Below are 20,722 nucleotides of genomic sequence, written 5' to 3' on the forward strand. Positions count from 1 at the left end.
TTCGGGGTTCGGGGTTCGGGGTTCGGGGTTCGGGGTTCGCAAAGTATTTTATAGAGCGAGCTAATTATAGCTCGCTTTTTTATTATGCAGAATTTAATGGAGGGCTTCTTTGAGCGATCACCGAACATTGAGGTGAGTCTTCATTTACTTAGTAAGAAAGAAAAAAACTTTCCTCTTTTTTATACGCTCAGATAAGCTACAAGAATAATAATAGAAGCTCATAAAATATGGACGTTTTCGCGCTAGAATAGGGCAAGTGTCCTCTGATAAAGTTGTTATTTGAATAGGAGCTTTCAATGGACGAGGTAGTCAAAAATCGCTTCGAAGAATATCCCGAAAAAGTTCGGCTATGACTTGAGGAGTTACGAACTTTAATCCTCAAGCTTGCATCCAATTTGGAGCTAGGTGAAGTCGAAGAGTCACTGAAATGGGGTGAGCATAGTTATAGTGTAAAAACAGGCAGTCCAATTAGAACTGATTGGAAGTTGGAATCGCCAAACCAATACTACTTGTTCTTCAACTGCCAAACTAAGTTAATCGATACATTTAGAGAGCTGCACAATGACACACTCGAATTTCAATGTAATAGAGCAATCGTATTAAGTTTATCTAGTTCGTTGCCTGAGGCGGAAATCAAGAACTGCTTAGAGCTAGCTTTAACCTATCAGCAGCGAAAGCATTTGCCACTTTTAGGCGCGTAATAGGTCGTCACATATAAGACACTAAACTAGCTCCTTTTGGTCACTACCCGTTAGCTTAGCGTTACTAATGTTCAACCGATAGTCGTTATAGAGTGGTTTAACTTACAGTGTAAAGCAGTTGTTTCTGGTAGATTCATCATTTTTGTCGGATGGCGTGGCTCCGCCACTTATCCGACCTACGTCAAAATGTAGGTTGGTTAAGCCGAAGGCGCCACCCAATAGGCTTTCAAATTCACTTTTCATCCGCACATGGCACATAGCTGACATTGCTACAAATATACTACATAGAGTTGGGATAGGAATAGAGAGAAAAAATAACCCATTGATTTAATTGGTAGCCCCTGCAGGAATCGAACCTGCAACTGCCCCTTAGGAGGGGGCCGTTATATCCATTTAACTAAGAGGCCACGCTGGGTGCTAAGTACTAGGTGTTTGGAAATTATAACGGCATCTGGTTTTTTATATCAAGCATCAAATTAAGTTAATTGCTTGATAAATATATATCTTCTTTATTTAATACGTAAAGCGGTATAAATGTTCGGCTACTGGCTGCTAAGCGTTTGCTTTGAATATCAATAACGCGTGCGTTTATTTCTACCCCGTCCTCTCTATAAATAAGGGTGCCTGACAATACATGGCTGGCTATACTGGTACCAGCAAGTTTGCGAGTGTTTCGTGTAAAGGCAAAGTCGCCTTGCTTATTTACGGTAATTAAATTGGCTGTTTTAAAATCAACGGCGCTGTAACCAAACTTTTGTAGCTGATGTATAAAGGTTTCTGATAACTGATTACCTAACTGGCTTGCTGTAGTTAAACTTGCGTCTAAATCAACGAACGACGTAACTGCAATCGCTGCATCTTGCGGGGCAACTTGCATAGTGTCGGTTAAATCAAGTGCCATTTGCTCTACGTAGTTAACTAAACTTTTGTGGTGCTTGTTTGGGTTAAATTGCGTTGTATCAGCATATTGCTCTTGCTCGTCATTGCGCTGCATTTGCGCCATGATTTGGTTAAAATCAAGGTTACTTACCACCGTTTGTTCAGGCTCAGCCTTAGCGGGTTCGGCCATGCTAGATTCACCAAGTAAATTACAGCCTGAAAGTAATATTAATAATGCACTTATGCTAATTATAGCTGAGCGCTTAGCTAAGTTAGCCATGATAAACCTCACTTACTCGCTTGTTTTAGCATGATGCCATCAGCACTGTTACTGCTATTTAACGCGTCGATCACTGATTGCGGAATAAAGCCCTGTGCAGAGCCTACAACCGCTTTACTCGCTAAACCAACAATACGTGCGTTTACTAGTATGCCACCTTGGTGGTTTACTAGCGTGCCGGCTAATACGTAACTAAAATTTTGTTCTTGGTTAAGCTCTAAGTAGTCGCGACTAAAAACAAAATCGCCGCCAGGTGTTACACGCATATAATCGGTGGTTTTAAAATCGATTACCGGTACACCAAAATTATGCAGCTCATGCATAAAGCTCTCTGCTATTTGATTACCCACTAAGTCAGCATTGTTGTAGTCACGGTCTAAAAAAACAAAGCTTGATACCGCTAATGGCGTTTTAGTATTTACGTACTGTAAATTTTCAGCCATGTCTTGCATGATGCCACGCACATAATGATTAATATTTTTACGTGTTGGCGTGTTAACTTGTTTGTTTTTATTCATCACTGCTGTTTTATTTTGATACAGCGAGTCGCTTTGTGTAGGTGCGGCTACAGGGCGTTGCTCAAAAAACATAGGCGCATCGTCGGTAATTTGTGTGTCACTATGGTTTGTCATTTGTGAACAACCAAAGCCTAGTGGCAAACATAAAGTTAATAGTAGGCGTTTCATGTGTGCTCCTAATTAATATTCACTGCGGTAAATATAGTCACCGCGCTGCTGTATTTTTTCATTGCTCCACATCACATTGATGGGAATTTCAGTACTGCCGGCAGATACAACTTGGTTGGTTTGCATATTTACCATTCGTGCATTAACAATATAAGCATGCTCTTGGCGAGTTAAAGTACCGGTGATGACAAAGTCAATAATCTGACGCTGCTTTAAGTTGCCAGTATTGCGGCTAAGTACTGAGTCTGCACTCGCTGATAAGTTAAGTTGGTTTTCAAGCCGATATTCAACCGTGTTATAACCTAATTGGGTGAATTGGGTTATTAAGCTTTCCTGAATCTGCTGGCTAAGCCCTGCCCCCTGTCCTTGAGCAACGTGAGAATCTAGGGCATCTGCTAAATAAAAGCTACTGACCGCAATTGAAGCAGTGCTTTTAAAAGGCTCTTTAATATGGCTAAGCTGGGCACTTAAGCTACTTACGTACTGGTTCACCGTATAAGGTGCCATAACCGCTTTAGGCGCATCAGTGCTTATACTCGGCTTTGGCTGAGGTGTTAAACTACAGCCCGCTAAATTTAATAATAGTAAGGGTAACAAAAGGCGCATAGTTGCCATCCTCTAAAAACATAATAACAACAAAGCAATTATTATGCCGAATACCCTTGTCACATATTTATTTTAAAGGCTGCTGGGTGTAATGACTCACAATGCAGTTGATTTGGCGCTGTTTAAGTTTATCGCAATCAGCAGCCGCATTCGCTTGTTCCTGATAAGCCCCAAGCTTTAAACGGTAGTAGGTCATGCCACTCACGTTGATAGTTTCTACATTCGCCACAAACTCCCCCTCAAATAACGAAGATGCGCTGGCTTTTATTTGATTTAAACTTTGGCTAAGTCGGTCTTTGTCGGTAACGGCTGCAACTTGGAGGGCAAACAGCGCTTTAACGGCTTGTTTTTCATCAGCTGCTGCATTCGTTGCCACTTGAGCTTTTTGTGCTACTTTTGGTGATACCGTTTCAGCTGAAGCTTTAGCTGTTGGTACTACAGGCGTATTTGTTGATGCGGTGTCTTGATTTGCCACCGCATTTAATTGGCTTATTAATAGCTTTAAGTCTTGTTCAATCACTAGTAGACGCTCAACACCTGCTTTGGCTGCTTGCCACTGCTGAGACGATGCTTTTAGCTGCGCTAACTCCTCGTCAGAAAGGCTTGCACTGGCTTGTTTAGGCTTAGGCGATTCCACTGCTGTTTTGGGACTGCTGCATCCAGATATAAAAAGAGCACCAATACAGGCGATGAGTATTGAATAGCGTTTATATAAATTAGCATGTTGCATGGTTAAACCTTATTGTTATTAGTGGCTAATAAGTTGCGCTTGGACTTGGCAGTTCAAGCCCTTCACTTTTAATTCTGCGCATACTTGTTCAAGCTCTCCTTGGGCAGACTCGGCATAAGCGACGGCTAAAATATACCGTTTTTGTTTATCGTCTTTAATATAAAAAGCATCACGCTTTGATTGCTCATTTAGATGGCGCTTAATTAATTGATAATACGCTTTCATAATCGGCAATGATGAAAACCCACCCGCATTAGCAATATACGCTGGCGTTTGTGTTTTTTCTTTAAGCTCAAAGTCAACGCCCATTACCACTTCACCTTGTGCTGGTAATTTAACCACCACCTGTTGCGTATCTTTTAAGGATTTACGTTGCTTAAACTCATCATCTATAACCGCTTTATATTCGCCAGGGCGTAAATCGGTAAACAAATAATAGCCATCATAGGCAGCTTGCGTTTGCGCCACTTGCTTACCTTGTTTGTCGAGTAATTTTACGGTAGCAAAAGGCTGTACTTCACTGCTGCCTTGCTCATCTTGTTTGTAAACAGTTCCCTCCAATTCACTACTGTGATTAAGCGGTATTTCCATATATTCAACAAAACCGGCACGCGGTGTAATTGAAAAGCCATCGTTGGCGGCAACTAAAAAAGGCTCGCTAATACTAGCAGGATCAATCACTATGTCGGTTGTTCTATTCGCCGGCATACCTTTAAGTATCGCTAAGCCATTTTCGTTAGTTACAGCTCGGCGATAATTTTGAACTCCTTTTACCTTAACGCCTTCAATTCCCTTTTCCCCATCATCTTGAATATTGTTATTATTTGAATCAAGAAAAACTCGAACCATTAAAGTCCCTGAATTTACGAGGCTTCTTTTACTTAAAAAGTACTCGTCAGTGTTCGTATCAAAACCGATACTAAAGCGACTAAATAAACCTAGTCGCCAATTATCATCGTCATCGTAGCTCATTGTGCTATTTAAGCTAAAACTATCGCTTTGCCAATTTAGACCCAACTCCATAGAAACTAAATCGTTTATACGAGAGTTTCTTAGTGTGAATTCAGATTGCAAATTCTGAGATAAATTACGGCTTAATTCTGCTTGGTAACCCAGTATAGTCGAACCAGAGTCTGCGCTGTAGTCAACACTAAAACGAGTGTATGTTTTACCAAATCGATGTTGAAGACGCATACTGCCAAGTGTTGTTGCATCATCTAAAGAATCAAATTTTCGCCAAATTAAATTGTTACTAACAACGGTACCACCTAAATTATACGATAAGGTATTATCAACACTTAAATATGAGTCACTAAATTCTCTGTTGTTATAGGCGAGCGTATTTTGATAGCTCAAGCTTCCAAATGATTCATCAAATAACTTTCCTGCCGTGTATAGTTGATAACTTTCAGTTTTCGCTGTATCTGTATCACCAACTATTTTTTCATTGTTTTGAGACAGGCTTAAACGTACCGATTGACCAACTAATTCACCTCTAGCTGCGACCTCTAGCTTATCTTCATCGTTATTATTTTTTTCATAATCTAGATTAAGTAATACCTTATCAAATATACTCAGGTTTGAACCAAAGGCATAATTGTTAACATTATCACCCGAATTGCTATTTAATATTGATGTACCAGCATAAACCGATAAATAATCAGTTAATCCCGTTTCATAACGACCCGCTAGCTGCCAACCTTTGCCTTGTGTCGAATAAAGTGACTGATTGAATAACTGCTCACCTTGCTCAGTAATTGACAACTCATAAAACGATTCATCTGCTGACAAACTATTACCATCTATAAAATATTGCTCTGTTTTTCGCTCTACTTGTCCTTGTGGACCATAAAAAATCAGCTCAAAATTATTAGCGCCAAATAATAAATCAATGTCTTCAAATAGATAGCGCCCATCAGCTAAGCTAAACTGCTGCGCTAGCAGTACATCATTTCTATATAACTCAACATCCCACCCTGGTTGAATGGCACCCGTTAAGTTAATTTGATTACTATTAACCTGTTTAAAAAGTGGTTTGTTATCAACTTTTACTCCTCTGGCGTAACTACCATTAAATCGTTTACCGACTTGAGTTGCTAATACATCTCCAAGTTGAACCGTTGTCGCATTTAAAGGACCTAATAGGCGTGCATCTTTACTTTGACGGCTAAATGATAATCTTGAATCAGATAGTAAATCTTGTTTTCGTCCTGCAAAAAAATACTGAGTATTAAAATAGGCCAAGTCATTTGATCCTAATACAGAGTACCCTATCGCTGAATCCGTATTACTCTTAGTTGCACTAAGCTGCACATCAGCAAGAGGCGATGAAATTGCGCTGTATGGACTGGCCTTCCAAGGTAAGATTGCTTGACGTGACTCTCTATTAGTTACAGTTTCTCGCTGCTCTCTTTCGCGTTTTAATTCTATAGGCAATTTGGTAGGGGAGCTTACATTTAGCTCAAGTGCTGAATATTCAATATCAATATCTAACGAAAACCACTGCGCTAACAAGTTACTATCAACAAACATATCGCCGTTCTCAGCATAAGCTTGTTGGCTGTTAAATGAATATCTAACGCCGTTAATTTGTACTGTATTTGTATTTAGGTCTAGATAAAACTGATTATCTTCACGAATAAACCAGCCTTGAGCAATAAGGTCATCGCTATTTATATCGATAGCAAAATCCAGGCTTTCTGAAAAACTTAATAAATCTATTAATACACCGGTTTTACTTTTCACCCCGAGCATTTCACCCAGGTAATTTTTTTTCACGAACGATGAAAAAAATAATAACTCCCCTTCGGGGATGCCCTCACCTTGCTGCACATTAAGCTCGGGCTCTGTTCTTTCATTTGCAGCTTGACCAGTGTTGTATTGCTGCCATTTTTTATCTATTTTTTTTATGCTAGCAAGAATGGCCTGAGTGTCAGGCTCTGCTGCTAATAATGGATCAATTGATAAAAAAATGATCAACAACCACTTTGAGCGCTTAAAGTAATACATCGCCTATTTCAAGTTACCGATAATTGCATTATTAATTGGCGCAACCTTTTCACTAAAAATAGTATCGCGATATTCTTTAAGCCCTGTATAAATTACGCGAATTTGACCATTTTTCGGGATATTTTGATCTGCAAAAATTGGTATCGTCGCCGTTGTTGTTTTTAGCTCAGGGTAAATACTAAAATCGTTTAACATAGCGATCTTTTTCTCTGTATCCGTTCCTTTTTGCTTAAAGAAAACTTCTAACTTGCCAAAAGAGCTAAAGCCCCCCTCTCGCTTAATTTCAATCTCAAGCGCTTTTTTTTCTGGGCTATGTATAAGCTGTAAATTGCTAATATTAACATTAGGTTTTTCAGCGCCTTTTCGCAAAATAACAGGGATAGTGTAACTTAATAGTAATTTCAAATTAATACCAAGTCTTTGTTGCTGACTTTGAACTTCATTAGGGAGTGCTTTAAATGCTAAGTGAGAACGGTATTCCTGTTCTATTAAACCTTTTGGCTTTCGAATAGCAAGCTTAACAATCTGCCTTTCTCCTGGTGCTAATCTAACTTGCGATGGGCTGATCCTAACCATATTTTTAAGTGAAGATGAACTTTCTTGATCAGCCGCTAAATTAGCATACCCACCGCCAGCTAGTGCAACTTTGTCTTGCCACTCCAACCTATAAGTTTTTGCTTCATTAGAGTTATTAACAACAATAACTTTAGCAACACGTTGACGCTCATCAAAATTGATTCTTGTTGGCGAGATAAGTAAGTTTGCATAAGAATGGAAGCTAGTTAAGATAAAGCTTACTAAGATAAAAAAAGTTTTTATTATTGTCATTTAATCAACATCTCTAGTTGTCTAATAATTTAGCGTCACTTCAATTGTAGTATCAAAGATACCATCTTTATAAGTATTTCCGTCACCCGAGGTACTTAATTGCCCCCCTACTCTCAATAAAGCAGTTCCTGTGGTATCGGTTGTAATGGTCGTATTATAAATGAGTTGATTTAAAATCAGTGGCGCGCCACCAAAAATGTTATTTAGGGGCTGATCACTTACAAAGTCACTCACGTTTACCTGGATACGTGCAGGGTATCCTTCAAGCAACAATTCGGCTGCATGGCCTTTTTCAAGTAAATATATCTTATTGGTTAAGGTATTTGTGTTACTGGGCAACAAGGTCATAGAGCTAACACTTTGATTATCAATGATAACAATTTTACCAAAATTCAATTGCTCAAGCGGTGTAACTTGTGCGTATAAATCCGTAGTTAAGAAAGCTGCTAGTATGAGTAAAAATAATTTCATAAAGTAGCCTGCTTTATACAATAAAGCAGGCTTTGCCCATTAGTAATTTAATTCTAATGTAAACGTGCCACTGTATGATCCATCGATATAATCACTAGTTGCAGCAACCCCTGTTGTGGTTAATGTTGCACCAAAATTAAAAGTTGCTTCACCATTTGAATCAACCTGAATGGTCGTTGTAGCTGCGCTATTAGGCGTAGCACCGGTTAACACATAATACGTTGGAGTGCCCAAAGTAAATGCAGCAGTGCCCGCAGGTGCTGTATCAGGCGCAATCGCAGTTTCAGTCGGATTTGTAATGGTCAATGTACCAAAAGGAGAAACACCAGAAACAGAAAAAGAAGCTGGTGTACCTGCTACTAAAATTGCAATTTCAGCTGCGGTTGCATCTGTAGAAGCCGTTGTAGGAGCAGTAGCAGGGTTTGCGGCTAATACTAGTGTTGCAGTCTCCGTCCCCGTTAAATCACCTGAAGCCCTGATTGTACCAAAATCTAGTGGTGCATCATTCGTAAAGGTGAATGCGTTTTGAACTGTAACACCCGCTTGAAAAGAAGCAGTTTCTGCAGCCGCACCGAAAGAAAGAACAGTCATTGATGCAGCAAACGCTGCTTTAGTAAATATTTTGTTCATAGTTTTCCCTTAGATATAAGTTGTTAACCTTTTGTTCAGGTTAATTTAAGTATCGGCCAAAATCACTAAAAAGTTAGAAAATATTTACTTTATTTTGATTTATAATAACAGGATGCAAAAATAAGCGAAAAAAACCTTAAACATCCTCTGAAAATGCCGCTAACGTACATTTATTACCCATCTTATAAAAAAACAAACACAACTGCGCCGCCTGTTGTTGATTTTTTAGCGGGCCTGCTACAACACTATAAAAGGTACTTGATTCTTTTTGTTGCTCATTAATGCGGTATTGCAAAATACTGTTTAATTGAGGGTATTGCTCTTTTAGTCGCTCCACTTGCCTTTTGGCTCCGTTAGAAATTAAATAACGTCCAATTTGCACACCGTACATTGCTTTGTTTGTACTGGTAGTGTTATCAGCTAAAGCGGTTTCTGATGAGGGTTGTAACGATTGCTTAGAGCCATACTCAACACGTTTAACTTTCTCTTTCATCGGCTCTGGTACGGTATCAATATCTGTTTGTGCAGAAAGCGCTTGAATCAATAACGATAAGTCTTCTTCCATGGTGCTTAAGCGCGCTATTTGCTCTTTGTTGTTATCCCATTGCTCTAGGTAAGGTTTTATATCTTTTTCACGCACAAGCTTATCGCTTTGTGAATCTGAAGGCATTAGCTGGTTGCTGCAACCAGCTAATGCAAATGGTATTAATAATGTTATTAAATAAAGTTTCACTTTAGGCACCCATTACAAAAGACTAGCTATCTAAAGCTATTATGCAATAAAAGCGCCAAGTAATATTGTTTTATAACCTGATTGGTCCGTCAGTGTAGTTACTCACAAAACAGTCAACTTTATAAAATTTAAATACCTCGCAATCATCCTCTGCACTTTTAAAGTTAAAATACTCACCTAATTTTAGTCGATAATAGATTTTGTTATTAACCTTTGCTTTTTCAATATTTGTCGTGATTTTGTCCTTAAACAAAGGCGCTGCTTTTTTGTTAATTTGCTTCCATTCTTTAGCAACACTCTCTTGTGAATCGAGTGACGCAACCTGCAATGCAAATACTTTTTTGTTGGTATCAACCATTGCCACTTTTGTTAGCTTCGATGTTTGAGGGAATACTTTTTTCTTCACAATTGAGTTCGTTGCTTTCACAGGCAAACTAACAGCGTGCTTACTGTAGCTTTTTGGAGGGGCTGTAATCATTTTTGTAGGCACGCTAGCATAGCGACTACTGTGTCGCTGATTGTATGGAGCGTCCCCTTTAGAGGATTTTGCGTAGCGATTACTATACCTTTGCCTTGGTCGTTCAACTTTATCTGAGGTGCTTGCGTAATTATTACCATACTTAAGATTTGGCGGCGCCTTTGTGTTTATTACTGAGCGAGCATAACGATTGCTAACAGCCTGATTAGATTGCGCTATTGCTTTACTGTTAATAATATCTAGGTGATCAACTAAATATGTGAGCTCACGTTCTAACTTTAATAGCCGCTCTATGCCAGAGCGTGCTTGCTGCCATTGCAAGGCGGCATCTTTTAGTTGAGCAAGCTCAAGTGCAGTGATAGTTACATATTCAGGTGAATCATTAACTTGTTCATTTAATGATGTTTTATCAGGCGATATCGTACAACCAGTACTTAATAACAACAGTAATACGACTAATAGATATCGGTGATACTTTTTGCTGTATTCACACATCGATTGTTTCTCTTTCAATAGTTTAGACCGCTCAATTAAGTCAATTTTCAATTGAATCAACAAAGCACGTTAACAACAAAACAACTTGGGTTAACATAAAGATTACAACACAATGTTAAATATGTCTGTATAAGTGCAAAAATAGTGATAATTTAAAATATTAAAAAAACTATTTTACAATCAAAAAAAGCGCCATATAGGCGCTTCTAATAATGATAAGTTTATTTAAATTAACGTTTTAATAAACGTTTTAAGCTCACCGGCGAATTCATCACGACGAAGAGCAAATTCAATGGTTGCTTTTAAATAACCAATTTTACTGCCACAATCATGGCTTCGGCCTTTCATTGCGTAGGCATCTACTTTTTCATCTTGCATAAGCATGGCTATTGCATCTGTTAGCTGAATTTCATCACCAGCACCTTGAGGGGTTTTAGCCAGTAATGACCAAATATTTTTACTCAACACGTAACGACCAACCACAGCAAGGTTTGAAGGTGCCTCGTCAACGGGTGGTTTTTCTACCATGCTTTGAATGGGTGAGCTTTCACCTTGGTTTAACTCAACATCACCTAAATCCACAACACCAAATTTATCTACGTCATCTTTAGGGACTGGCTCTACCATAATTTGACTGTGTTTAGTTTGCTCAAAGCGAGTAATCATTTCAGCTAAGTTGTCTTTTGTTAGGTCACTTTCTACATCATCAATAATAACGTCGGGTAAAATAACCACAAAAGGTTCATTGCCAATAATAGGGGCGGCACAGTTAATAGCATGGCCTAGGCCTTTTGCTTCACCTTGACGTACATGAATAATGGTCACATCTTTAGGGCAAATAGACTGTATTTCGGCAAGTAATTGCCGCTTTACACGTTTCTCTAATGTTGCCTCTAGTTCAAAGCTGGTATCAAAATGGTTTTCAATCGAGTTTTTACTCGAATGCGTTACTAGCACTATCTCTTTAATACCAGCGGCAACCGCTTCGCTAACAACGTATTGAATGAGTGGACGGTCTACAACGGGCAGCATTTCTTTTGGAATTGCTTTAGTTGCCGGTAACATACGTGTTCCAAGGCCGGCTACGGGGATCACTGCTTTCATTATGCTCTCCTTATTTTTTAAACTGAAAATGGGTATTGAATAGCCTCGTGGCATTGATAACCAACCACCTCAAAATCATCACGTGTTACCCATGTTTCTATATCTTCGAGCGACTTAATCTCTGGGTTAATTTTTAATTGAGGAGAAGCAAATGGCTCGCGCTTTAATTGCACGTCTCGCATTAAATCTAGCTGATTTTCGTAAATGTGGGCATTGGTGATTTTATGATATGCCTTACCTGCTTTGTGGCCAGTAATTTGTGCAACCAGTGCCAATAAAACAAAACATTGAATTTGATTAAAGTTTAGCCCTAACGGTACATCACAACTTCGTTGGTACGAAGTTAAATACAGGGTATCGCCTAGTAATGAAAAGGTATGCGTATGCATGCATGGGCGCAAGCAGCCAAGCTCAAACTCACCTGGGTTGTAAAAGGTAATAATTTCGCCGCGATCATCAATGCCATTTTTTAAATTATTGATGACCTTTGCAAGTTGATCCAGTGTTGAACCATCAGGGCGTTGCCAGCCTCGTCCTTGCACGCCATAAACGCGCCCCATATCATCCTCACCTTTACGATTAGGATTATTGAGCCAGGCACTATTTTCATTGGCGTTAGCATCCCAGGTTTTACAACCTATATTGCGAAACTGCTCAGCACTGTCATAGCCTCTTAAATAACCTAATAATTCAGCAATAGCCGCTTTGTAATAGCTTTTTCGCGTAGTGATCATTGGGAACTGATTATTAGCCACATCGTATTCTAAATCAGCGTTTATAACCGTTAAACAACGTGTACCGGTACGCTTGTTTTCAATCCATTGTCCTTGGTCAACAATGCGCTGACATAATTCTAAATATTGTTTCATCTAACTTCTTCTTTTAAGCTTTTGCCGCTGTTTTTGATAGTGGTTGTTTATAGGCCCAAATAAGTAAGCCTAACCCGCCAATTATCATTGGTAACGATAGAATTTGCCCCATAGAAATGAAATCAGCAAATAGCCCCAATTGCGCATCTGGTTGGCGAAAATATTCAATACAAAATCTAAATACGCCGTAACCCAGTAAAAACAAACCCGACACACTTCCCGCAGGACGTGGACGCTTAATAAACCACAATAATATGACAAACAATACAAGCCCTTCAAAAAAAGCTTCGTAAAGTTGTGAAGGGTGGCGTGCAAGCGGGCCTCCGGTTGGAAACACCATTGCCCACGGAACATCAGTGGTACGCCCCCATAATTCGCCGTTAATAAAGTTACCTATACGCCCAGCCAGTAAACCAACAGGCACTAAAGGTGCTACAAAATCACCGACTTGTAATAACGATTTTTTACGCTTGTAAGCAAAAATAGCAATTGCAGTGATCACCCCCAGTGTTCCACCATGAAACGACATGCCACCTTGGTCTATTCTAAACAAATATAAGGGGTTTTCGATAAAATAGCTAAATTGATAAAACAGAACATAACCAATACGCCCACCTAATATAACGCCCAGCATGCCGTAAAAGAGTAAATCGCTGACTTCGTCTTTAGTCCAACCTGAACCGGACTTATTAGCTTGACGATTAGCAAACCACATCGCAAACGCAAAACCAATTAAGTACATTAATCCATACCAACGAACGCTAAGTGGCCCAATAGAAAAAATTATTGGATCAATTTGAGGAAACTCCAGTGCCATAAAAATAAACCTTTAGCTAAAAACCATTTTAATAGCGATGATAACAAGTAACATCGCGAAAACTTTCTTAATTGTATTCACAGGTAAGTAATGCGTTGCTTTGGCGCCTATTGGCGCTATAAACCATGAGGTAACAACAATCCCTAACAATGCAGGTAAATAAACAAATCCCATAAAACCATGCGCTAAGTCAGTTACTTGCCAACCGGCGCTGACATAACCAATAGAGCCAAAAAAGGCAATTACAATACCACATGCAGCAGCGCAACCAATTGCCTTTTTAATATCAACCGAAAAATAGTGCAACATAGGCACAAGTAGTGCGCCACCGCCAATCCCAATCAACCCAGATAGTGCCCCCATTATCGCACTAATACTTCCTAGCACGGGGCCTGCAGGCATCGGGTGACCTACGCTCACTTTATTACGGGCAGAAAGCACCATTCTCATAGCAATAAAAACCACACTCACCGCAAACACGGTTCGTAACATTTTCTCAGGTATAAAGCTGGCAGCAAAGCCGCTAATCAAGGCGCCAATGGCCACACCCGACATTACCCAAGGGGCAATTTTCCAAGGCACATTATCATTTTTATGATGAGCTAACGCTGAAGAAGTCGAGGTAAATAAAATAGAGGCTAAAGATGTCGCAATAGCGATAACCAATACATGATCGGCAGCGGCCACATTAAAACCCAGTAACAAGCTCGTTAGCACCGGCACAATGATTAAACCACCGCCTATGCCTAGAAGTCCTGCTAAAAAACCAACAATGCAACCTAATAACGCACAACTTGCAACTAGAAGTCCTAGTTCATACATAGTTATCTCTAATACATTTAAGAATATGTATATTTTAATTGATTATATAAACAATAACAGCTCTATCATTTAGGTGTATAAAATAAATTACCTAGCTGATGCTCTATCATAAAATTACGGGTTAAACGCAACACTTGTTTAGCATTGGGCTGTGCTAAACACTCGCTCAGTAATTGTTCCATGTCACTAACATTTAAGCGCCTAAGCACCCATTTCACTTTATTTAACGACGATAAGTTCATACTTAAACGTCTATAGCCCATGGCAATGAGTAATATTGCTCCCTCGGGATCGCCGCCAAGCTCACCACATAAACTAAAGGGCAATTCATAGTGCTCACATTCGCTGGCAATATTATTTAATACACGTAACACAGCTGGATGATAAGGATTGAATAAATCGGCCACACGGGCATTTGCTCTATCTACCGCTAATAAATACTGAGTTAAATCGTTACTACCCACTGAGCAAAAATCGACTTTTCTAGACCACTCTGGCAGCATAAATACACTTGAAGGTACCTCAAGCATAATGCCAATATCTGGCTTTACTATTAATTGCTCAGGAAATGTTTCGCTTAACTCATAATAGGCTTGGTTATACAATGCCAGCGACTCTTCAACTTCATCAGTGCCACTGATCATAGGCAGCATTATTTTTAAATTACCTAAGCCAATATTCGCTTTGAGCATGGCTTTGAGCTGATCTAAAAAAAGCTCAGGATGATCTAGGCTAATTCTAATACCACGCCATCCTAAAAACGGGTTTTCTTCGGTAATATTAAAATAATCTAAAACTTTGTCGCCACCAATATCTAACGTTCGCATAACTACGGGGTTAGGATAATAGCTACTGAGTACTTCGCGATACCATTTTTCTTGTTCTTGTTGCGATGGAAACTGCCCTTTTTGCATAAACCACGCTTCGGTTCTGTAAAGACCAACACCATCACAAATATGGGCACTATTTTGTTGCGTATTAAGTTCAAGCCCTGCGTTGAGCAATAAACTAATATGCTCCCCGTCCAAGGTAATTGCAGGCAGTGATTGCTCTTCTAAAAAACGATTGTTGAGTAAGTTATCTTGATGTTGTAACTCGGTATACTCATCAATAAGCATTTGCGAAGGCGAAATATATAAACGCCCAGCAAAAGCATCTAAAATCATTTCTTTGTTATCAAACTGCAATAACGGTAAATCTTCAATACCCCAAATTGCAGGCACCCCCATTGCTCGCGTTAAAATAGAGGCATGGCTATTAGCTGAACCATTAATGCTTACCACACCTGCTAAACGCTCATTTGGCACTTCGGCTAACATCGCAGGAGTTAATGTGTGAGCGATGAGGATTGTGTTTTCAGGGTAGTCTTTTATTGCATGCTCAGTGTTCACTAAGTGATGAAGCACCCGTAAGCCAATGTCTTTAACATCAACCGCACGCTCTTTAATATAAGGGTCTTGCATTTCATTAAACTGTGCAACTAAACGTTCAATCACAATTTTTAATGCACTTTTTGCACACCAACCTTCTTGTAATTGTGCCTCTACATTATGACCTAAGCTTTTAGCATCCAATAATTGCTGATACACATCAAACACCGCCAACGCTTCTTGCGGTATGGTATCGCTTAATGTCATCGATAAGGTGCTAAATTCCTTGCGCGTTGCAGCAACCGCTTGCGTGAATAAACGGCGTTGTTCATTCACATCACTATTTTTAGTAAGCTCTATGGACTTAAAATTAAGTTTAGGAATAACAACAAAGGCTTTACCAATACTAATGCCTGGCGCACTAGACACCCCTTTTAAAACCGATGTTTGATGAGACGACTCATCTTGGCGCAATACTTCTTTTATTTCGGCATGCGCAAGCTGTGAAGCTAACTGCGCTGAGAGTGTAATTAAAAACGACTCTTCATCTTGAGAAAATACTCGAGCCATTTTCTGTTGCACAACAATAACGCCTAATACCTTTTTTTGATGAACAACAGGCACAGACAAAAAAGCGTTGTAGCCTTCTTCGTTCACTTCTGGGGAGAGTTTAAAGCGAGGATGCGATTTAGCAAACGCAATGTTAATCGCCTCTTCGCGCTGAGCAACTAGCCCAACAAGTCCTTCAGTAAAGCCAATTCTAAATTTACCCACCGCATCGGGGTTTAACCCTTCGCTGGCCATTAGTACAAAGTTATCTTGACTGTAATCGGCAAAATAAATGGAGCAGCACTGGGTATTCATGGCATCTTTTACCATTTTCACAAAGCACACTAACGCATCGTCTAAATTCGCTTGTTGCGAAACAGACTCAGCTATCGATCTGAGTGTTGCCAGCATACACTGCTCCTTTTTATGTAAAACTACCTTTTGCTTCGCCAATTGTCTTTTTGTTGCTCTCGCTTATTGAAGGGCATAGCAAAAGGAGCAAACTCTTTCATAACACGTCGATAAACATCCCGTTTAAACGATACTACCTGCCTTACTGGATACCAATAACTCACCCACCGCCAATCATCAAATTCAGGATGGTGCGTTTTTAGTAAATTTACATCTTCATCTTTACAGCGTAACTTCAGTAAAAACCATTTTTGTTTTTGCCCAATACACACCGGACTTGAGTCGCGGCGGATTAATCGTTTGGGTAATTTATAGCGTAACCAATGTTTTGAGCTTGCAACTATTTCTACATCTTCTGGTCGCAAACCTACTTCTTCGTGTAATTCACGGTACATAGTTTGTTCTGGTGTTTCACCATCATCAACACCGCCTTGGGGAAATTGCCAAGAATGTTGACCATAGCGTCTGGCCCAAAACACTTGCCCCTGATTATTGCAAATTACAATTCCGACATTGGCACGAAAACCTTCGGCATCAATCACCTTAGTGCCTCATTTGTAAGTCGATTTTTTATGATTGTTCCACATTAGCTGCAATACGGCAAATACTATTACGTACAAGCCCCGTTAACGTCCTCGGTTAAGGCAAATTAATAGCGAAATCCATTGCATGTGAATAACAAACAACACTGCCATGTATAAATACATAAAAACCACACTGTTTGTGCTGGTTACTCACAGCTTGTGCATAACTTTTGTAAAACACGCTCATTTAGCAAACAAATCCACAATACAAGATCTAAAAGGTGATGTTCTCCACAGAATCTGTGGATAAACATGTTTATACATCTGTATTTATCCTTACAACATTTATAGACCTTAATTAAAACTGAACACTAAAAACAAAAAAAACAATGCAGTTCAGTTACTTAGTTAAGCTTGGCGTTTTAAAACAGTGCATAAAATTGCACCACACACAGCACGAACAAAATTCAACCAACCGCTAAAGATATCCACTAACACACTAATTTGCTATCATGGCGTTGGTATTTATTCAACTAAAATAAACAGTATGCAACCTTTAAAACCTCATTCAATCAATCAATTAATGCAACGTGTCGATGCTATTGCAGGACTCACACTAGGACAACTTGCACAGCAGTACCACTTTAAAACGCCAGATGATTTATTGCGTGAAAAAGGCTGGACAGGTCAACTGATTGAGTATGTATTAGGCGCAAGTGCTGGGTCAAAACCGCTACCCGACTTTGAGGATTTAGGCATAGAACTTAAAACATTGCCTATTTCATATAAAGGTAAACCGCTAGAAACTACCTTTGTGTCGGTCACCCCGTTAATGAATGTAACTGGCATGACGTGGCACACAAGTAGTGTACGTAAAAAGTTGAATCATGTTTTATGGTTACCTATTTTAAGTGAGCGCGATATTGCTCCGTTTGATAGAACCATAGGCAGTGGCTTTTTGTGGCAACCCTCCCCTGCGCAAGATGCGCAATTACAGCGAGACTGGGAAGAGCAAATGGAGCTTATAGCGCTTGGTCGGGTAGATGAAATATCAGGGCATTTAGGCGACGCCATGCAAATACGGCCAAAAGCCGCTAATAGCAAAGTAGTTACCGATGCCATAGGCCCCAACGGGCAAATTATACAAACCCTGCCCCGTGGCTTTTATTTGAAAACCAGTTTTACAAAAGAGATATTAAAACAGCAGTTTCAGTTGTAATTATTTGTCGGTATTAATTTTTGCACCAAATAGATTCGCGTAACCAAAAAGGTTTTTCTCGCATCCAAAGGGTACAAATCCACTTTTCACCTAATAATACGGGTTTTCCACTATGTACTGAGTTTTTATCTACCTGATTACCAATCATATTATTAAATTTAATTACTTGTCCTTGCTTGGCTTTAACACTTACATTCCAGTCTTTAAAGGCGGTTTCTCCACCTTCAAATCCGTCATTTAAATTTATAATACGTGTTCGCCGTCTTTGACCAAAAAAATTAAGTTCTTTTTTAGCATTTTCATTTGAAGGTGTAATAAAATCATAGTGCCATTTGTATTGCTGACCTTGAGTATAACGATAAATAATCATAGGCTCAGCATATGCTAAGTCAGCATAGTCGTCTGAACATATGATGCGCTGTAATATAGCTATTAAAATATTATCGACTGGTAATTGTGTTATAAGCTGCTCATTGTCTCTGATGTCTATAACTTTTTGTCTTGTAGAGTTTTCAGCATACACCCCAGCTAAATTTAAATTATTATTAGCAAGCTTTATAATCTCCTGCGCTAATTCATTCGTTAGTTGCGTTTCTAATGTTGTCACAGGTAATGATTGTTCAGAGGATTGAATATTCAATGGCATAATTAAGCTACTCCACAACCCTATTAAATCGGTTTCAATACCCTGCTGTATAGTCTTAGGAAGGCCCGATATATGTTTTTCAAAGTTAATTGTTACTTGCGGATCAGCAGTTCGGATTGGCCAAAAGTGAGATAAAACCTTAAGAGCTTCAATTTTATGATACTTAGCTAAGCATAAAACAATGGCTAGCTCCTGAGAAGAAGTTGATGATGAAACCGCATGACATAACCAATAGTGAACAAATTCAGGAGCTGTTAGCGCAAAAGACACTATTTCTTGTTTTGGAGGAAGCGTGCCATGATATTTGGCATTTATGAGGTGAGTAACATAGTTATTTTTCATAATCATTTTATTGTTATTTTTAATACGCTCCTAAAGTAACAATAAATTTACAAACAATAAACCACCCACCTGTTATATTTGCATTTATGATTAAAAATCCCCGCATAAGCGAGGATTTTTATAATTTTAAACAAATTAAAGAATTACTGGCCTTTAACTTCTTTTAAACCATTGTACGGTGCTTTAGCGCCTAATTGCTCTTCAATACGAAGCAATTGGTTGTACTTAGCAACACGGTCTGAACGGCTTAATGAACCTGTTTTGATCTGGCCTGCAGCTGTACCAACCGCTAAATCAGCAATGGTTGCATCTTCAGTTTCACCAGAGCGATGAGAAATAACGACTGTAAAACCAGCATCTTTCGCCATTTTAATTGCCGCTAACGTTTCTGTTAGTGAACCAATTTGGTTAAATTTAATTAAGATTGAGTTAGCAATACCATTGTCGATACCACGTTTTAAAATCTTAGTATTGGTTACGAATAAGTCATCACCCACTAATTGGACTTTATCGCCCATTAGTTTAGTTTGATGAGCAAAGCCATCCCAATCAGACTCATCTAAGCCATCTTCAATTGATACAATTGGGTATTGCTCAGTTAAGTCTTTTAAGAAGTAGTTAAACTCTTCAGAGGTAAACTTTTTACCTTCACCTTTAAGGTCGTAGATATTTGCTTCTTTGTCATAAAACTCAGAGGCAGCACAATCAAGTGCAAGGGTAATATCTTTACCAAGCTCATAACCGGCATTTGCAACAGCCACTTTAATTGCTGCAAGTGCTGCTTCGTTTGATGCAAGGTTTGGTGCAAAACCGCCTTCGTCACCAACAGCTGTTGAATGACCATCTGCTTTAAGCACTTTTGCAAGGCTGTGAAATACTTCAGCACCCATACGCAATGCTTCACGGAAATTAGCAGCACCAACTGGCTGAACCATAAATTCTTGAATATCTACTGAGTTATCAGCGTGCTCACCGCCGTTGATGATGTTCATCATTGGTAGTGGCATAGAGTAAACACCTGGCGTGCCATTTAAGTCAGCAATGTGCTCGTATAGCTCTACTTTTTTAGATTGTGCAGCCGCTTTTGCGTTAGCAAGTGAAACCGCTAAAATAGCATTAGCACCTAGTTTTTCTTTATTTTCAGTACCATCTAAATCAAGCATTACTTGGTCTACATCACTTTGAGCAAGTGCATTTTGACCTTTTAAAGCCGCTGCAATTTCATTATTAATGAAACCTACCGCTTTTAATACGCCTTTACCTAAATAACGAGTTTTATCACCATCACGTAATTCTAATGCTTCGCGAGTTCCTGTAGATGCACCTGATGGTGCAGCAGCACGGCCCCATGAACCATCAGCTAAATATACCTCAGCTTCTACAGTTGGGTTACCACGCGAGTCCATAATTTCACGACCGATTACTTTTACGATTTCTGACATCTTGATTCCTCTATATTCCCAAAATGGTGAGTACGGCTAACCTAGGCCAGCCTTAGAAACAAAAAAGGCCGCGCAATATGC

19 protein-coding genes, 1 tRNA gene and 1 pseudogene are annotated in these 20,722 nt (G+C 39.3%); 2 read left to right on the top strand and 19 right to left on the bottom strand.

Translation table 11 applies throughout. The features are described from left to right. Positions 1-296: 296 nt before the first annotated feature. Positions 297-701, top strand: a pseudogene (locus tag PISS_RS11640) (DUF1801 domain-containing protein). A 332-nt stretch (positions 702-1,033) separates the two neighbouring features. On the opposite strand, the gene PISS_RS11645 reads toward PISS_RS11640, so the two are convergent. The 17 genes from PISS_RS11645 to rppH all read right to left on the bottom strand — a co-directional run bounded on the left by PISS_RS11645 (position 1,034) and on the right by rppH (position 17,010). Further along, positions 1,034-1,108: transfer RNA gene (locus PISS_RS11645), tRNA-Arg, on the bottom strand. 74 nt (positions 1,109-1,182) lie between these two features. Further along, on the bottom strand, positions 1,183-1,860 hold the full coding sequence (locus PISS_RS11650; RefSeq protein ID WP_013465605.1) for a FlgO family outer membrane protein: 678 nt from the start codon (positions 1,858-1,860) through the stop codon (positions 1,183-1,185). An 8-nt stretch (positions 1,861-1,868) separates the two neighbouring features. Continuing rightward, on the bottom strand, positions 1,869-2,546 hold the full coding sequence (locus PISS_RS11655; protein ID WP_013465606.1) for a FlgO family outer membrane protein: 678 nt from the start codon (positions 2,544-2,546) through the stop codon (positions 1,869-1,871). Positions 2,547-2,558: 12 nt separating this feature from the next. After that, positions 2,559-3,152 (bottom strand): FlgO family outer membrane protein, encoded by a 594-nt coding sequence (locus PISS_RS11660; RefSeq protein WP_013465607.1) that lies wholly within the window; start codon positions 3,150-3,152, stop codon positions 2,559-2,561. A gap of 67 nt (positions 3,153-3,219) precedes the next feature. After that, the gene (locus tag PISS_RS11665) at positions 3,220-3,882 is read right to left on the bottom strand and encodes an SPOR domain-containing protein (RefSeq protein WP_013465608.1); all 663 of its coding nucleotides are present in this window, start codon (positions 3,880-3,882) and stop codon (positions 3,220-3,222) included. An 18-nt stretch (positions 3,883-3,900) separates the two neighbouring features. After that, on the bottom strand, positions 3,901-6,861 hold the full coding sequence (locus PISS_RS11670; RefSeq protein WP_232311322.1) for an MSCRAMM family adhesin SdrC: 2,961 nt from the start codon (positions 6,859-6,861) through the stop codon (positions 3,901-3,903). Positions 6,862-6,894: 33 nt separating this feature from the next. Then, positions 6,895-7,719 (bottom strand): fimbrial biogenesis chaperone, encoded by an 825-nt coding sequence (locus tag PISS_RS11675; RefSeq protein ID WP_013465610.1) that lies wholly within the window; start codon positions 7,717-7,719, stop codon positions 6,895-6,897. A 21-nt stretch (positions 7,720-7,740) separates the two neighbouring features. Then, positions 7,741-8,190: a DUF4402 domain-containing protein gene (locus PISS_RS11680; RefSeq protein ID WP_013465611.1), complete on the bottom strand. Its 450-nt coding sequence runs from the start codon at positions 8,188-8,190 to the stop codon at positions 7,741-7,743. 39 nt (positions 8,191-8,229) lie between these two features. Continuing rightward, on the bottom strand, positions 8,230-8,820 hold the full coding sequence (locus PISS_RS11685; RefSeq protein WP_013465612.1) for a DUF4402 domain-containing protein: 591 nt from the start codon (positions 8,818-8,820) through the stop codon (positions 8,230-8,232). A gap of 136 nt (positions 8,821-8,956) precedes the next feature. After that, positions 8,957-9,553: an SPOR domain-containing protein gene (locus PISS_RS11690; protein ID WP_013465613.1), complete on the bottom strand. Its 597-nt coding sequence runs from the start codon at positions 9,551-9,553 to the stop codon at positions 8,957-8,959. A 70-nt stretch (positions 9,554-9,623) separates the two neighbouring features. After that, a complete protein-coding gene (locus PISS_RS11695) occupies positions 9,624-10,475 on the bottom strand; it encodes an SPOR domain-containing protein (RefSeq protein WP_198147829.1) in 852 nt (283 codons plus the stop codon). Positions 10,476-10,751: 276 nt separating this feature from the next. Continuing rightward, positions 10,752-11,630 (bottom strand): UTP--glucose-1-phosphate uridylyltransferase GalU, encoded by an 879-nt coding sequence (gene galU / locus PISS_RS11700; protein ID WP_058155117.1) that lies wholly within the window; start codon positions 11,628-11,630, stop codon positions 10,752-10,754. Between the two features lie 17 nt (positions 11,631-11,647). Then, positions 11,648-12,499 carry a thymidylate synthase gene (locus PISS_RS11705; RefSeq protein ID WP_013465616.1) on the bottom strand — a complete coding sequence of 284 codons (852 nt, stop codon included), beginning with the start codon at positions 12,497-12,499 and terminating at the stop codon, positions 11,648-11,650. Positions 12,500-12,512: 13 nt separating this feature from the next. Continuing rightward, the gene (lgt, locus tag PISS_RS11710) at positions 12,513-13,316 is read right to left on the bottom strand and encodes a prolipoprotein diacylglyceryl transferase (RefSeq protein ID WP_013465617.1); all 804 of its coding nucleotides are present in this window, start codon (positions 13,314-13,316) and stop codon (positions 12,513-12,515) included. 12 nt (positions 13,317-13,328) lie between these two features. After that, the gene (locus tag PISS_RS11715) at positions 13,329-14,138 is read right to left on the bottom strand and encodes a sulfite exporter TauE/SafE family protein (RefSeq protein ID WP_013465618.1); all 810 of its coding nucleotides are present in this window, start codon (positions 14,136-14,138) and stop codon (positions 13,329-13,331) included. Between the two features lie 65 nt (positions 14,139-14,203). Continuing rightward, positions 14,204-16,468, bottom strand: a complete 2,265-nt coding sequence (gene ptsP / locus PISS_RS11720) for a phosphoenolpyruvate--protein phosphotransferase (protein WP_058155119.1) — start codon at positions 16,466-16,468, stop codon at positions 14,204-14,206. 23 nt (positions 16,469-16,491) lie between these two features. After that, entirely contained in the window at positions 16,492-17,010 is a 519-nt protein-coding gene (gene rppH / locus PISS_RS11725; RefSeq protein ID WP_013465620.1) for an RNA pyrophosphohydrolase, read from the bottom strand. Positions 17,011-17,539: 529 nt separating this feature from the next. Between rppH and mutH the strand changes: the two genes are divergently transcribed. Beyond that, positions 17,540-18,211: a DNA mismatch repair endonuclease MutH gene (gene mutH / locus PISS_RS11730; RefSeq protein ID WP_013465622.1), complete on the top strand. Its 672-nt coding sequence runs from the start codon at positions 17,540-17,542 to the stop codon at positions 18,209-18,211. A 13-nt stretch (positions 18,212-18,224) separates the two neighbouring features. Here mutH and PISS_RS11735 read toward each other — a convergent pair whose 3' ends face one another. Together PISS_RS11735 and eno are read right to left on the bottom strand one after the other, a co-directional pair. Further along, positions 18,225-19,199, bottom strand: coding sequence for a prolyl hydroxylase family protein (locus tag PISS_RS11735; RefSeq protein WP_013465623.1), 975 nt, complete (start codon positions 19,197-19,199; stop codon positions 18,225-18,227). Between the two features lie 143 nt (positions 19,200-19,342). Then, entirely contained in the window at positions 19,343-20,641 is a 1,299-nt protein-coding gene (eno, locus tag PISS_RS11740) for a phosphopyruvate hydratase (RefSeq protein WP_013465624.1), read from the bottom strand. Between the last annotated feature and the right edge of the window lie 81 nt (positions 20,642-20,722).

It is taken from the genome of Pseudoalteromonas issachenkonii, from assembly GCF_002310795.1.
In the GTDB taxonomy this organism is placed as follows: domain Bacteria; phylum Pseudomonadota; class Gammaproteobacteria; order Enterobacterales; family Alteromonadaceae; genus Pseudoalteromonas; species Pseudoalteromonas tetraodonis.